At 34.8% G+C, this 14,269-nt stretch carries 17 protein-coding genes; 5 read left to right on the top strand and 12 right to left on the bottom strand.

The annotated features are described in order from the left end of the window. The 10 genes from lnt to GCQ56_RS02405 form a co-directional block, all read right to left on the bottom strand. Positions 1 to 1,527: an apolipoprotein N-acyltransferase gene (gene lnt / locus GCQ56_RS02360; RefSeq protein WP_152732784.1), complete on the bottom strand. Its 1,527-nt coding sequence runs from the start codon at positions 1,525 to 1,527 to the stop codon at positions 1 to 3. A 2-nt stretch (positions 1,528 to 1,529) separates the two neighbouring features. Continuing rightward, complete coding sequence (locus tag GCQ56_RS02365) at positions 1,530 to 2,396, bottom strand: DMT family transporter (protein WP_152732785.1); 867 nt, start codon at positions 2,394 to 2,396, stop codon at positions 1,530 to 1,532. Between the two features lie 22 nt (positions 2,397 to 2,418). Next, entirely contained in the window at positions 2,419 to 2,958 is a 540-nt protein-coding gene (locus GCQ56_RS02370) for a DUF4924 family protein (RefSeq protein WP_152732786.1), read from the bottom strand. A gap of 16 nt (positions 2,959 to 2,974) precedes the next feature. Further along, complete coding sequence (locus GCQ56_RS02375) at positions 2,975 to 3,349, bottom strand: RNA-binding S4 domain-containing protein (RefSeq protein WP_152732787.1); 375 nt, start codon at positions 3,347 to 3,349, stop codon at positions 2,975 to 2,977. 18 nt (positions 3,350 to 3,367) lie between these two features. Then, complete coding sequence (pth, locus tag GCQ56_RS02380) at positions 3,368 to 3,943, bottom strand: aminoacyl-tRNA hydrolase (protein WP_152732788.1); 576 nt, start codon at positions 3,941 to 3,943, stop codon at positions 3,368 to 3,370. Positions 3,944 to 4,125: 182 nt separating this feature from the next. Beyond that, complete coding sequence (locus GCQ56_RS02385; RefSeq protein ID WP_152732789.1) at positions 4,126 to 4,704, bottom strand: 50S ribosomal protein L25/general stress protein Ctc; 579 nt, start codon at positions 4,702 to 4,704, stop codon at positions 4,126 to 4,128. Between the two features lie 118 nt (positions 4,705 to 4,822). Further along, the gene (locus tag GCQ56_RS02390) at positions 4,823 to 5,743 is read right to left on the bottom strand and encodes a ribose-phosphate pyrophosphokinase (RefSeq protein ID WP_366139675.1); all 921 of its coding nucleotides are present in this window, start codon (positions 5,741 to 5,743) and stop codon (positions 4,823 to 4,825) included. Between the two features lie 189 nt (positions 5,744 to 5,932). Then, complete coding sequence (gene yihA / locus GCQ56_RS02395) at positions 5,933 to 6,535, bottom strand: ribosome biogenesis GTP-binding protein YihA/YsxC (protein ID WP_152732791.1); 603 nt, start codon at positions 6,533 to 6,535, stop codon at positions 5,933 to 5,935. Between the two features lie 141 nt (positions 6,536 to 6,676). Beyond that, positions 6,677 to 7,657: a type I phosphomannose isomerase catalytic subunit gene (locus tag GCQ56_RS02400; RefSeq protein WP_152732792.1), complete on the bottom strand. Its 981-nt coding sequence runs from the start codon at positions 7,655 to 7,657 to the stop codon at positions 6,677 to 6,679. Between the two features lie 43 nt (positions 7,658 to 7,700). Further along, positions 7,701 to 8,003, bottom strand: coding sequence for a Dabb family protein (locus GCQ56_RS02405; RefSeq protein WP_152732793.1), 303 nt, complete (start codon positions 8,001 to 8,003; stop codon positions 7,701 to 7,703). Between the two features lie 90 nt (positions 8,004 to 8,093). Between GCQ56_RS02405 and udk the strand changes: the two genes are divergently transcribed. From udk to GCQ56_RS02420, 3 genes are all read left to right on the top strand, one after another. Then, a complete protein-coding gene (gene udk / locus GCQ56_RS02410) occupies positions 8,094 to 8,711 on the top strand; it encodes a uridine kinase (RefSeq protein ID WP_152732794.1) in 618 nt (205 codons plus the stop codon). A gap of 84 nt (positions 8,712 to 8,795) precedes the next feature. Beyond that, positions 8,796 to 9,518, top strand: coding sequence for a 3'-5' exonuclease (locus GCQ56_RS02415; protein ID WP_152732795.1), 723 nt, complete (start codon positions 8,796 to 8,798; stop codon positions 9,516 to 9,518). A 98-nt stretch (positions 9,519 to 9,616) separates the two neighbouring features. Next, positions 9,617 to 10,729, top strand: coding sequence for a hypothetical protein (locus tag GCQ56_RS02420; RefSeq protein WP_152732796.1), 1,113 nt, complete (start codon positions 9,617 to 9,619; stop codon positions 10,727 to 10,729). Positions 10,730 to 10,784: 55 nt separating this feature from the next. Here the strand turns inward: GCQ56_RS02420 and GCQ56_RS02425 are convergent, their stop codons facing one another. Next, a complete protein-coding gene (locus tag GCQ56_RS02425; protein WP_152732797.1) occupies positions 10,785 to 11,594 on the bottom strand; it encodes an alpha/beta fold hydrolase in 810 nt (269 codons plus the stop codon). A gap of 83 nt (positions 11,595 to 11,677) precedes the next feature. Next, on the bottom strand, positions 11,678 to 12,391 hold the full coding sequence (locus GCQ56_RS02430) for a pyridoxine 5'-phosphate synthase (RefSeq protein WP_152732798.1): 714 nt from the start codon (positions 12,389 to 12,391) through the stop codon (positions 11,678 to 11,680). A gap of 110 nt (positions 12,392 to 12,501) precedes the next feature. Between GCQ56_RS02430 and GCQ56_RS02435 the strand changes: the two genes are divergently transcribed. Both GCQ56_RS02435 and GCQ56_RS02440 read left to right on the top strand, forming a co-directional pair. Next, complete coding sequence (locus GCQ56_RS02435) at positions 12,502 to 13,167, top strand: CBS domain-containing protein (protein WP_152732799.1); 666 nt, start codon at positions 12,502 to 12,504, stop codon at positions 13,165 to 13,167. Positions 13,168 to 13,287: 120 nt separating this feature from the next. Beyond that, positions 13,288 to 14,172, top strand: a complete 885-nt coding sequence (locus GCQ56_RS02440) for an NAD kinase (RefSeq protein WP_152732800.1) — start codon at positions 13,288 to 13,290, stop codon at positions 14,170 to 14,172. The last annotated feature ends 97 nt before the right edge of the window (positions 14,173 to 14,269 follow it).

Consider the following 14,269-nt stretch of genomic DNA (forward strand, 5'->3'; position numbering starts at 1 on the left):
TTATTTTTTTGGCAATTGGGTGGTGTAAGCACGAATTTTAACAAACATTAATAAAAGCAAACTAAAAAACAGACAAATTCTGCCTATGTAATCACCATGCTCCGAATAGAATGTTTGTCCTTTTAATAAACTTAGTTCTCCTGTAAGTATTGTTTTGTGCCACCATTTTGTTTTAGCAATTACCGTGCCTTTGGAGTTAATATGTGCCGAAATTCCATTATTGGCTACACGAATGTAATGTCGTCGGGTTTCAATTGCACGCAAGCGGCTAAAATTAAAATGATGGAGATAACCAGGAGTGGTTTTCCACCATCCATCATTGGTAATCATGCATAGAAAGCCTGACTGTTCAGGAACTCGTTGAGCACAGTAATCTCCAAAAATAGACTCAAAACAAACCACAGGAACAATAGCAGTGCTATCAGATAAAAAATATTTTTTTTGATTTCGACTACTGTAGGTTCCGTGATATCCGCCAATTTCTAATGAATATTCTTTTAGAAACCCAAGATATTTATCGAAAGGCATTCTCTCAAATAAAGGGACCAATTTTATTTTGTGATAATATTCGGGTGTAGAACCAGATAAAAATAGAGCTGTATTGTATGAATCTTCTTTTTCCTTTATCTCTTTCTTGCTGTGAACACCCAAAAGAAAGCTGGTTTTAGGATATTTCTTTTTCAGATTTAATAATTGTCTGAAATAATAGGATGAATCTGGTCTTTCTTCATCAATAGATTGAAGAATTAATGTTTCGGGTCCGAATAGATAATCTGGATGAATTAGTTCACAGATAGAATCCGCTGTAGCGATAAATTCTTCGAAGTGGATTCTCTCATTTTCGGGTACAAATTTTTCGGTATAAGGATCCAAATTGGGTTGGATGAGGGCAAAGGTTTTCTGTTCTAACACTACTTCTCTACTATCCATACGAATGGAAGAATAAAGAAGAGGGATTCCTAGTAAGAGAATTAAAAATACAATTTGCCTGTAGCGAAAATTTTTTGAGCGTTTAATGATTACAAACAAGCTAATGTTGACCAAGATAATCCACAAACTACCACCGCGTGTTCCTGTAAAATCGTACCATTGCACCCATTGTGGAACTGAGGCAAAAGTATTTCCCAGGTTGAGCCATGGCCAGGCTAAATCCCAACGGGTATGGAAATATTCAAATCCTAACCAAATAATAAGAAAAGGGAATAAAATAGATATTTTAAGAATGCTTTTTGCTTTGCTGATCAACCAAAATATCAGCGCAAGCAGCATTGAATTGATTAAAATGATTAGGATGACACCTATCAGTTGAGCTTGAGAAACCCACCAGTAAGCCATGGTATTCCAAATAGCAAAACTTAAAAATGCATAATTGAAAAGGAGATATGGATTTGGGTGATGACTTGTTTTTTCCTCAATCCACAATAATGGAATCCATGCAAAAAATATTAGGAAAAAAAGTTGGGGAATGCAAAATGGTAATCCCAGTAAAATTCCTGATAAAATGGATAGTTGAATGTTTTTGTTCACAATTAGCGATGCGTTAAATTAACACCAACTAATATAATAATTATTGAGGCAATTTGCGCCAGAGAAATGTGATCGCCACCAATTACGATTCCCCAGAAAATGGCTACAATAGGGATAATATATGCGATTGATGCTGCGAATATATGTGAGGATTGCTTGATGAGGCGATTGTAAAATATAACTCCTGCAAAAGTTAGAATAGCAAGAAGAGAAAGCATTAATGCACTTTTTGAGAAAACTTCAGAAGCTAAAGGAGCACTTAAATCGGTAAATGCAAGATAGCAACCAGCCATAGGTCCAACAAATAAAAATGCCAGCGATGCAATTTCCGTTCCTGTTAATTTAGGCAAGGCAAAACTCACAATGTTAATGCTTATTGCCACGGAAAGAATAGCCAGAAATACATAGAAAACACCCCAGAAATAAGACTCTCCGTGTGAATCTCCCGAGAAGCTGATAATCAGTGTACCTGCAAATCCCAGAAGAATGCCACCTATTACTTTTTTGTTGCTTTTTGATTTGAATAGGGCAATGGCAATTAACAAGGTAATCATGGGTAACATTGCATTTAGCATGCCGGCAACCGATGAATTGATTTGCGTTTGAGCCTTAGCAAAAAAGTAGGAGGGACCAATATTTCCAGTCACTCCAGAAAGGAATAGTGGTAATATATTATCCTTGGAGAGTTTCTTTAAATTCTTAAATATTAAGGGAAGGAATAGTAGAAACGACATGAAAACCTGAAAAGCAGCCACCTGGTTGTGGCTGAAGCTTTCCAATGCAATTTCCCTTAATATGTAAGGGCTTCCCCAAATAAATGATACCAATAAAAGTAAGAACCAGTTGTTGTATTTGCTTGGAATATTCATTTGATTTGGGCTGAGGGGTTTGTTATTCTTGTTCTTCTTCGAAGGCTTTATACTTGGCTGTTAAATCAGAAATCAGCTGGCTGAAAGTGGTAACAGCAGCAATAGTTTCTTTCGAGATCTCTTTTTGCTGTAGTTTCAACATTAAGATTCCATATAGTGCAGTCAAACAGACTTCAATGTCGTTATTTTCTTCTTTTGCCTGCGACTTTTGGCGGAATTCTGAAATGTTACCACTTGCTTGTTGAAAAAATCCAGTATAGGCAGCATCCTTGGTATTGTTTAGCAGGTGCAAATGAAAATCGTACAACTCGTTAATATTGTTTTTAAGAATCTGAAGATGACCACGCTCTTCCACCTTCTCAATTTTCATCATCTCAATTAAATTCTCGTACCAATCACGAATCTCTTTACTGATTTCGGCAGTTTGCTGAAACTGAGAAATTACATTTTTGTCGATGGTTTCGATATCAAACTTATATGCTCTAATGATATCTTCAACTTGCCACATGTACAAAATGTATTCTGCTAAGTTGGTTTTCTTTTTCTCTTGTGCAATTATCATGTTTATCAGTTATCAGTTACTGTTTCAATTTGTCTATTAATCTTCTTTCCTGCTTTGTTGGACGACCAGCTCCTCTTTGTCTATGCTCAAATCCATACGATTTGGTTGCATTTAACAAATCCAATTGATCCTGAGCTGTAATATCTTCCACAAAATCAACTGCAAGTTTAGCCGACATTCGTTTACCGGATATCGCTTTTACTTGGTAGCTTCGAGTGATAGGAGGAACACGAATGTCGATTTTTTCGTTCAACCTGATTTCTCTTGATGGTTTTATCGAAACGCCATTGATGCTTACCTTACCTTTTTTACAAGCTTCGGCTGCCATGCTTCGGGTTTTAAATATCCGAACTGCCCACATCCATTTGTCAACTCTTACCTTCTCGTCCATGTTGTGCGGTTTAGAAAATTATTTGCTTACTTTTTTTGTATTGTAGGCAGTCATGGTGCGTTGTATTCCAATTGTACTCATTCCTTTAATCATATTGATACAGATTTTGTACAGTTCTGGTAACTTCTCCGTTTCCTCAGCGCCCCATTTCCCTAGTACGTAGTCAATTTGTTGACCTTTGTTAAAGTCATCTCCAATTCCAAAACGCAAGCGTGCATAGTTTTGATGCCCTAAGGTTTCGTTGATGTGCTTTAAGCCATTATGACCTGCATCGCTGCCTTTTGGACGAAGTCGCAAGGTTCCAAAAGGCAAAGCAAGGTCGTCAACAAGAATCATCATGTTTTCAACTTCGATTTTTTCCTTTTGTAACCAATAATTTACGGCTTTACCACTCAAATTCATATAGGTGCTTGGTTTTACCAAAACATAAGTTCGCCCTTTAAATTTGTATTCAGCCATGGCACCGTAACGCGCATCCTTAAATTCAATTTTAGCTGTTTCGGCTAAAGCATCTAAAATATTAAAACCAATATTGTGACGGGTATTATGGTATTCAGCACCAATATTACCCAAGCCCACAACCAGATATTTCATGTGATTATTGTTTATTTCCTTATTGGAAGATACTGAGATCCCCAATATTTTTTTCAAGAATTGAATCATATCAGAACCAAAGGTAAAATATTTGTTCGAAAAGCTTAAACTCTTATTATCTGATATTAAAAAACCTCCCATGCCAATGGCTAGGGAGGTTATATTTTTTACTAAAGAAAAGATTATTCTTCTGTAGTAGCATTTGCAGCAGCACGAGCAGCTCTTGTAAGCTTAACTTGTACAACAACGGCATTCTTAGCATTAAGCATTTCAAGGTTCTCGAAATCAAGCTCCTTAATCTGAGTACTCTTACTAAGACCTAATTCAGTAACGTCGATAGGTAAGAATTCAGGAAGATCTTTCATTAAACCTTTAACTTTTAATTTTCTCAAGTTAACAGCTAATTTACCACCAGCCTGAACACCTTTTGCGAATCCTTCTACTTTGATAGGAATCTGAACTTCGAAAGCTTTGTCTTCGAATACCTGGAAGAAGTCAGCGTGAATTGCTTTGTCTGTAGTTGGGTGAAATTGAACATCTCTCATTACTGCAGTAAACTCTTTTCCTTCGATATCGAATTTTACGATGAAAGTTTCAGGAGTATAAAGCAATTTGTTAATGTCTTTTTCGCTAATTGCAAAGTGAACGTTCTCGCCACCACCATACAATTCACATGGAACCATTTCTGCTCTACGTAAAGCTTTAGTAGCTTTTTTTCCTAAGTCAGTTCTTAAAGAACCTGTTAATTCTAAAGTTTTCATTTGATATGAATTTTGTGCTACTCAATGTCATCTTCAACACCCGGTAAAAAAGGTTCTGCTAACATCCCATCACACGTTTATAAATATGTTTTACCTAAATTCGGCGCAAATATAAGAATTATAAAATAAAATTGGAACTTATTGATTCGCAATTGTAAACATTCATAATTGTTTTAGCAAAAATATCAGCAATTGTCAATTCCTGGATCTTAGATGTCTCCTTTCTTAATGGAATAGAATTGGTGAAAATTACCTCTTCCAAAGCTGATTCTTCAATTCTTTCGTAAGCAGGACCTGAAAGAACCGCATGCGATGCAATAGCGCGAACACTTTTAGCACCTTTTTCTTTCAGCATATCGGCAGCTTTGGTAATTGTTCCTGCAGTATCGATCATATCATCAACAATAACTACATTTTTACCTTCAACTTCACCAATTGCAGTCATTTCCCCAACTACATTTGCTTTCTCTCTTGATTTGTGACAGATAGCTAAACCTGCATTTAAATATTTAGCATAGGCATTAGCTCTTTTACTACCACCCATATCAGGAGAAGCAACTACCAAATTATCAAGTTTTAACTCTTCGATATATGGAAGTAATACAGAAGAACCATAAAGATGATCAACTGGAATATCGAAGAAACCTTGTATTTGATCAGCGTGTAAATCCATTGTCATAACACGATCAACACCAGCAGCCATCAACAAATTAGCAACTAATTTTGCTCCAATAGCAACTCTTGGGCGATCTTTTCTGTCTTGACGAGCAAATCCGAAATACGGAATAACCGCACAAACTTTATAAGCCGAAGCTCTTTTTGCAGCATCAATCATTAATAATAATTCCATCAAGTTATCCGTTGGAGGATAAGTTGACTGAACGATAAAAACGTGAGATCCACGAACTGTTTCTTCGTAACAAGTTTCAAACTCTCCATCGCTAAATCTAACGATACTCGACTCTCCAACACTTAAACCTGCTGCTTCTGCAATTTTACCTGCCAAATGCTCGCTGTTTGAACCAGCAAAAATTTTAATCGGGGCTTTCATTAAAGTATTATTTATTTATAAATCAGATAAGTTTTCCTTTGCAAATTTATGAATTATTGCTTCAAAAAAATTAAATAAATTTCATTGTCGCAAAAATTTTGACCAATTGATTTCTTTGATCTTAACTTGTATTTAAAATAAAAAAGAAGATTTCTTTGCAGAGATCTTCTTTTACTTTTATTCTTGTAATGTGTTCATTGTGTTATGGATGTAATCCAAAATCTCCTCTTTTCCCATTCCAGAATTCGAAGAGCTTACGAAAAATGGAGGCATTTCTTCCCAAATTTCCAGCATTTCCTTTTCGTAGGCAGCCAGATTATCAGCCAGATTACGCTTGGTAAGTTTATCTGCTTTGGTAAAAATGATTGAAAAAGGAATTTCATTAATCCCTAGCCATTCCATAAACTCTGTATCTTTTGCCTGAGGTTCATGTCTAACGTCAATTAAAACAAAAAGAGTTACCAAATTCTCACGACTTTCGATATAATTAAAAATCAATTTCGAAAATCGCTGACGAGTTGATTTTGCTACCTTAGCAAAACCATAACCTGGTAAATCAACCAAATACCACTCTTTGTTAATCATGAAATGGTTTACCAACTGAGTTTTACCAGGCTTCGCCGAAGTCTTGGCTAAACTCTTATGGTTGGTCAGCATATTTATTAATGATGATTTTCCAACATTTGATCGCCCGATAAACGCAAACTCAGGTTTATCTTGTTTAGGACATTTTTTTACGTCCGAGTTGGACATCACAAATTCTGCTGTATTTATATTCATTGGTTCTCTGTTTTCGAGCGCAAAGTTATACATTTATCCGAAAATCGATAGAATAAATTCAATTGACTTTGATGAATTTGATGGAAAAGAAAAACCTCTTCCTGTATCAACAAAAAGAGGTTTAACTATATATTTTAAAATTTATTTAAGATATACTTCCAGAATTTGTGTTTTACCTGTAGGTTTTAAGGTAACATTATCTAGAGCTGCAGGAATCAAAACTGATTCTCCTTTTTCCACGGTAGTTAAAATTCCACCTTCGCTTTCAATGGTAAAATCACCTTCCATACACATGTAAATTACAAAAGAATCTAAAGCTGAATAGTCTTTCTCTGTTTCTTTATCGAATTCTAAAGTGTTGGTTGTGAAATATGGGCAACGAACCAATTCTTTGGTTTTATTAATTTCAGTTTCGTAATCTGTTCTGTACTTTTTCTCGAAACTATAGTCGATAGCATCAACTGCTAAATCAGTATGTAACTCGCGAGGATTTCCTTTATCGTCGGTTCTGTTCCAGTCGTACATGCGATAGGTAACATCCGAAGTTTGCTGAATTTCAGCTAAAAGAATTCCTTTGCCAATAGCATGAACTCTACCAGCAGGAATAAAGAAACAACTTCCTTTTTCAACAGGTTCATTGTTAAGGATTTCTTCCAACTTACCTTCTTCAAGTTTGGCTACGTATTTTGCTTTATCAACTTCCTGATTGAAGCCTACAATTAGTTCAGATCCCTTGTCAGCTTCTATAACGTACCACATTTCTGTCTTACCAAAAGCATTGTGTCTTTCTTTAGACATTGCGTCATCAGGATGAACTTGAATTGAAAGAACATCGTTAGCATCGATAAATTTTATCAACAATGGAAATTCCTGTCCAAATTCTTCGAATACATGATCACCAACAAGGTCACCCATATAAATTTCAACCAACTCTTCAAGGTTATTACCAGCAAGTCTTCCATTACTTACAACAGAAATATCTCCCTCAACTCCAGAAATTTCCCAACTCTCACCAGCATTTGGCAGAGGAGAAAAATCTTTATTCAACACAGTTTTTAATTTGTTCCCACCCCAAATTTTATCTTTTAGGATAGGTTGAAATTTTAATGGATACAAACTCATTTTTTGTACGATTAATTAATTTGATGTTATATGGCTTTTGGCACTAAAATTCGTAATCAATCACTTTACGGTCTGCTGCCATCTCTTTTATTACCGAAGCGGCTTTTACATGTTCGGGATGATTGGCATATACCGATAAAGCGTCTAAATTTTCTATATCAACATTTACAATAAAATCAAATGATGCATCTGAATGTAATTCATCAAATCCTATTTGTAAGAATTTAATTTCGGGAACTTTATTTTCCAATCCTTCAAATGCTTCTATCAATCTGTTGTTATAGCTATTCTTTTCTTCCTCCGACCCGAAAGCCTTGAATTTAAACATTGCGATGTGCTTAATCATTTCAATTCTTTTTTAAATAATTAGTAACTTTCCGGCCTAATTTAATGCAAAATTATCATTTTTGTACCAAACACCTAAATATCATACAACATGTTGATTATTGGAATTGCCGGAGGAACCGGTTCCGGGAAAACTACAGTAGTTAGAAAAATAATAGAAAGATTACCTCAAGGAGAAGTGGCCGTTTTGCCACAAGATTCTTACTATAGAGATAATGCTCACCTTCAGTTAGAAGAAAGACAAGAAATGAATTTTGATCATCCTCATTCAATTGAGTTTGAATTGTTAGTTGAACACTTAAGGCAGTTGAAGAAAGGTGAAGCCATAGATCAACCTATTTATTCATATTTAACTTGCTTGCGTTCTGAGGAAACCATTAAGGTGGAGCCAAAGGAGGTTGTAATTGTTGAAGGTATATTGGCTTTAACACAACCTGAGTTACGCGATTTGATGGATATTATGGTTTTTGTTGACTGTGATGCCGATGACAGGTTGAATAGAGTAATAAAAAGAGATATTGTAGAGAGAGGGAGATCGGTGAACAAGGTTTTAGACAGATATGAAAAAACGGTTAAGCCAATGCACTTACAATTTATTGAACCTACAAAAAGATATGCTGATATTATTGTACCACAAGGAGGTAACAATATTGTGGCGATTGACATCTTAACTCATTACATTCAGAAAAATTTAAAAGTTGAATTGTAAACTGTTGATAAGATTTGTAAAGGAGGCTTTGTAAATGTCTCCTTTTTTTATAACTTTTGATTTTGTTTATGATAAATCTTAATCATGCTGAATAAAATTAAAGCTGAGAGTTTACTCTTTATTGATATCGAAACGGTGTCGGGTCAAGATTCTTTTGAAACTTTATCGCCAAAGCTACAAGAGCTTTGGGAGAAAAAATCCAATTATTTTAGATCGGAAGAGGAGAGTGCCGCAGATGTATATCAACGATCGGGTATTTACGCTGAATTTGGTAAAATAGTGTGCATCTCAACAGGAATGATAGCACAGAAAGATGGAATTAGGAAGTTTATAGCAAAATCATTTTATGGAGATGATGAGAAGAGATTGCTGGAAGATTTTGCAGATATGCTTACTCGATTTTGCACAAAACCAAACCGAAACTTATGTGCCCATAATGGTAAAGAATTCGATTTTCCGTATATAGCAAGGCGCATGTTGGTTAATGGAGTGAAATTGCCAGAAGTGCTTGATATTGCTGGAAAGAAACCTTGGGAAGTACAGTTTGTCGATACTATGGAACTGTGGAAATTTGGAGATTACAAACATTACACATCGCTTGCTCTTTTGTGTGAAGTATTTGATATTCCTACTCCAAAAGATGATATTGATGGCTCAATGGTTGGTGAGGTGTATTGGAATGATAAGGATATTGAGCGGATAGCAATTTATTGTGAAAAGGATATTCTGGCAACCGCACAGTTGTTTTTAAGATACCAGGGACAAGAGTTGATTCCTGAAGAAAATTTCGAAAGAATATTATTGTAATCCTCTTGTTATTGTACAATAAATTGAGTTTTTTCGTGTTAGTCTTACGGGTAATATATTTTTATCTGAACTAAAGTTTAAACTAAAAGATATTAGAAATGAATCGTTCATTTTATAAAAGGTTATCATTTGCCGCACTTATTGTGGGAAGTATGTTTATGTACTCATGCGGAAGTAGCAGTAGCGGTGGCGATGATGAGGATTTTGAATTTAAATCGTCTGATTTAACCAACAAATACTGGTATGCCAACCCTTATTTGTCCTCAGATTACGATCGCGATGACGAACTAATAGTTTATCGATTTGAAGGCGGAGGTGTTTTAAAGAAACAGGAATTTAGTGGGCGTAGAGATAAAGTTGTAGGGGAGTGGAGTCTTGTAGACAATGAGCTGGTAATTGAAGATGAATCTATCTCGCTTACAGATAGACAGGAGTGGTTTATACAGTCAAAATCAACCAGTTCATATCTTAAATTGAATAGTTCAAGTGGTACAAGAGAGTTTTATACGGATATAGATGATTTGAATGATGTGACAGCTGATGCTTATGTTGTAAATGATCTTCGTTTGGTAAATAATGCATATGAATCATCGTTTCGAAATGAGTATGCGGTTTACGGAGCAGAATTAAGTCAGGTAAAAGTTTTACCCAACGAATCAACAACTATTGAATTGGAAGATTTTACAGATTTTCAGGGAGAGAAGGTATACTATTTAAAAGAGAGCGATAGAGAGGAATATTTCGATGCTTATCCAGGGAGTCAGACTGTAAAGTTTTTCCTGAAAGCAAACGGGGAAAATTACAAGTTGGAAGATCAGATGTATAGTGAAGCTATTGCAGCCTTAGATAATTTTTCTACAACGGCTACACATGCTAGCGCTAGTGGAAGTGTTACAATTAATTGGAAAGCCATTGACGAAGATGATATCTATTATTACGTTGAAATATTAGATAAGAATGGTAATGAGTATCAACCTAATTTTAGAAGTACACGTCAACCTGCTGTTGCTGGTGAAGATAAGGTGTTGACTATAGACAATTCAATTGCTAATGAATTGGAAGCTCTAAGTGAATTGGAAGTTGGTGAAGATTACTTTGTGAAAATTACTGGTTTTAAATATGAAGACGATATTGATCCGAATAACAGTTCAAATAAGGAGATGAATATTCAGGCTGTAACTCGCTACGTTTTTAAAGCGGGAGTTTGGTAGATTTCAAAGAAATATAAATCAAAAACTCCGCTATAAGCGGAGTTTTTTGTATCATTTAATCAAGAACAAAATACTCAATGGTTTTTACCAATAATTTTGGTTGTTCGGCATGAACCCAATGTCCTGCATTCGGAATTGTAGTAACCTCGGCATAAGGGAAAATGGTTCTAATTAAATTGTGATCATCATCGGTAATGTAGTTCGATTTAGCACCTTTTATAAACAGAACCGGAAAGCCTGTAATTCCTTTTCCATGTGTAAAGTCATCCTTATTCATTCCATCCATTATTTGAGGAAGGAATTTACTGATGGTTTCAATGTTTAATTTCCAGGTAAATCTTTTTTCTTCGTCTCTTTTTAAATTTTTCAAGAGAAATTGACGTACCCTTTCGCTTTGAATGCTCTCTGATAATTTATGATCTATTTCGGTTCTTGATTTAAAATTCTGTAAATCAAGATTTAGCATTGCAGAAATAATGGTGTTGTGATCTATAGTTTGTGGAGCGTAATCAGAAATTTTGCTGTAGTTTTTTGGAGCAATATCAGCCACTAACAGGTTACTTACTTTTTCGGGATGCTCGGCAGCAAAAAACATTACCGTTTTACCTCCCATCGAATGACCAACTAATGTTGCTTTTTCAATTTCATGATCATCCATGAATTCCAATAAATCTTCTTTTAAGTCCTGATAAGTGTGAGAATCGGAGTGTGGAGAAGCTCCATGATTTCTTTGATCGATAATGTAAACTTCAAAATTTGAGGCGAGATCTTTTGCTACACTCAACCAATTATCTGACGAACCGTAAAGTCCGTGGACTATAATAAGAGGATAACCTTCTCCAATTTTTCTAAAATTAAGCTTCATAGAATAAAGATATAACAGATCTTTAAAATCAAAAAAGAAAGGATGCCTTTTGAGCATCCTTATATTTTTATCAAATGTGTATCCTATTTAAGACACTTGCGATACATCTGAATTGTATTTTCCAATCCAAAATAAAGAGAGTCGGATATTAGTGCGTGACCAATTGACACTTCAGCTAAATTAGGAATGTTTTTGTAGAAAAAATTAAGATTCTCCAAACTCAAATCATGTCCGGCATTAATTTCTAATCCAAGTTCCGAAGCTCTTTGTGCAGCAATAACAAATGGGCGAATTGCCTCTTGTTTGTTAATAGGATAGTTAGTTGCATATGGTTCTGTGTATAGCTCAATTCTATCTGTTCCGGTAGCTACAGCTCCTTCGATATTTGCCAAATCTGTATCTACAAAAATGGATGTTCTAATTCCTTCGGCTTTAAATTTAGAGATAACTTCAATTAAAAAATCTTTATTCTTAACCGTATCCCAACCTGCATTTGAGGTTATGGCTTCAGGTGGGTCTGGAACTAATGTAACCTGATCAGGTTTGATATCGATAACCATATCAATAAAATCTTTTGAAGGATATCCCTCAATATTGAATTCAGTACTAACCAAAGGATTTAAATCAATAACATCCTGATATCTAATATGTCTTTCATCTGGACGCGGGTGAATTGTAATTCCTTCAGCTCCAAATCTTTCGCAGTTAACTGCAGCCTCGCATACATTAGGAGTATTACCGCCTCGGGCGTTTCTTAATGTCGCAATTTTGTTTATATTTACACTAAGTCTGGTCATATTTATGAAATCTTAATAAATAGAATGACAGGTAAATTTAGTTCATTTTGCCATGAAACTGATCTTACCTTGCGGCAAAAATAAAAGTAATTCCTAGAAAACAGGTATATATGATAGCAAAAGATTTAATTTCTGATGTTGTTCCGGTACTAAGAGAGACTGATACTGGCATACAAGCGTTAAACTGGATGGAAATATTCAGAGTATCGCATTTGCCAATTGTAAAGGGCGATGAGTTTCTGGGTTTAATTTCTGATAATGATATTTACGATCTAAATAAGGCAGAAGAACCAATTGGTGACCAAAAGCTTTCTTTGTTTAGTCCATATGTAATGGAGAATCATCATATTTATGATGTTATTGAAATTATTTCAAGATTAAAACTTACTGTTATACCAGTTCTGGAAGATGAGAAAACCTACCTGGGCTTAATTACTTTAAACGATTTGATGCAATATATTGAGCGAATCTTTTCAGTAAGAGAACCTGGTGGAATTATAGTTCTCGATTTAAATTCTGTCGATTATTCATTAAGCGAAATATCAAGGATAGTAGAAAGTAACGATGCAAAAATTTTAAGTCTGTATGTAAAATCTTCTACTGATTCAAAAAAAATAGAGTTAACGATTAAGGTCAACCGAAGTAACCTCACATCTATCATTCAAACCTTTCTACGCTACGATTATACGATCAAATCAACTTATGTTCGCGAGGATGATATGAAGGACATGTTGGAAGATCGATACAATTCTTTTATGCGTTTTTTGAACATCTAACCAATATTAAACTGCTTTTCTCCGTTTAGGTCTTTGAAGACTTGTAGAATCATTTATATTTGCTGTTGACTTATTTTATTAATAAGAAAAAGAACACTTTTACGATCAAACTACAAAACGATGAAAATAGCCTTGTTTGGTAAATTGTTTAATGAAAATTTTACCGAAAGTTTTAAGCTGATGTTTGATGTATTTTCGAAGCATGATGTGGAGATATACATTTATCAACCATTTTACGATTTTTTAATTAGAGAAATAAATTTTAAACCACCGGTTCATGGCTATTTTAATGGTTTTGATAGCCTTGATAAAGATGTGAAGTTCGTGTTCTCGATAGGTGGTGACGGAACCTTTTTAGATGCTGTAACCATTGTTCGAGATTCAGAGATTCCTATTGTTGGAATAAATAGTGGGCGACTAGGATTTATGGCTGACATAGCTAAAGATGAAATTCCACAGGCTTTAACCGATATTTTTACAGGTGAATATTCTATTGAGGAGAGGAGTTTATTGCAATTGGAAACTTCTAAAAATGGATTGTTTGATGAGTTTAATTATGCTTTAAACGAATTTACAGTTCATAAGAAGGACTCGGCTTCGATGATAACTATTCATACCTACCTAAACAATGAATACTTAAATTCTTATTGGGCGGATGGATTAATTATTGCAACTCCAACAGGATCTACTGCTTATTCTTTAAGTGTTGGCGGTCCGATTCTTATTCCTAATACACAAAATTTTATCATCTCTCCAATTTCTCCACACAATCTTACAGTGCGACCAATTGTTGTTCCAAATCATCATGAAATAACACTAAGGGTTGAAGGACGAAGTGATACTTATCTGGCTTCCTTAGATTCTCGTTCTTGCACTTTTGAGTCTTCAATTGAACTTAAAATAAAAAGGTCAGATTTCCAGATAAAGGTGTTGAAACTGAAAACTCACAGTTTTTACGGAACCTTGAGAAATAAACTGATGTGGGGTGTTGATAAACGTAATTAATAATCTCAAATACATTGATTTTCATTTTAACAAAATTTAACGGAAGACTCATTTAATTTTACTTCTGAAATAAGGTTTTTTAAGATTATATGTTACT

The organism is Marinifilum sp. N1E240 (genome assembly GCF_009295825.1).
GTDB lineage: Bacteria > Bacteroidota > Bacteroidia > Bacteroidales > Marinifilaceae > Marinifilum_A > Marinifilum_A sediminis.